Here is a 405-nt window from a genome sequence, read left to right as displayed (position 1 = left end):
GCCTTCTTATCTGTCCACGGCACAAACTTCATTGAGTAACGCACCATATGCACGATACACAGCTGAACCTTGGCTTTGGGATAAACGGTATTGATGGCATCAGGGAAGCCCTTTAGACCGTCAACACAAGCAATGAGGATATCTTGAACCCCGCGGTTTTGTAATTCAGTGAGAACACCTAGCCAGAACTTAGCGCCTTCGTTCTCTGATAACCACATGCCAAGCAGCTCTTTTTTGCCATCAAGTCCCACACCTAGCGCCAGATATATAGCCTTGTTGATGATCTGCTTGTCTTGGCGTACCTTAACGACAATGCAGTCCAAATAGACAATAGGATAAACACTGCTCAGCGGCCGGTTCTGCCAAGCGGTGATGTCGTCTAATATGTTATCGGTGACTCTTGAG

General features: G+C 47.2%; 1 protein-coding gene. It reads right to left on the bottom strand.

What is annotated here, in order from left to right; genetic code table 11:
- Positions 1 to 405 (bottom strand): IS256 family transposase (locus JFC07_RS13090; protein WP_198329235.1); only part of this gene is annotated, 405 nt, incomplete at both ends.

It is taken from the genome of Psychrobacter faecalis (assembly GCF_016107575.1).
Lineage (GTDB): Bacteria > Pseudomonadota > Gammaproteobacteria > Pseudomonadales > Moraxellaceae > Psychrobacter > Psychrobacter faecalis.
Note: the sequence above shows the minus strand (reverse complement) of the source record. Positions and strands in the feature narration are given on the sequence as shown.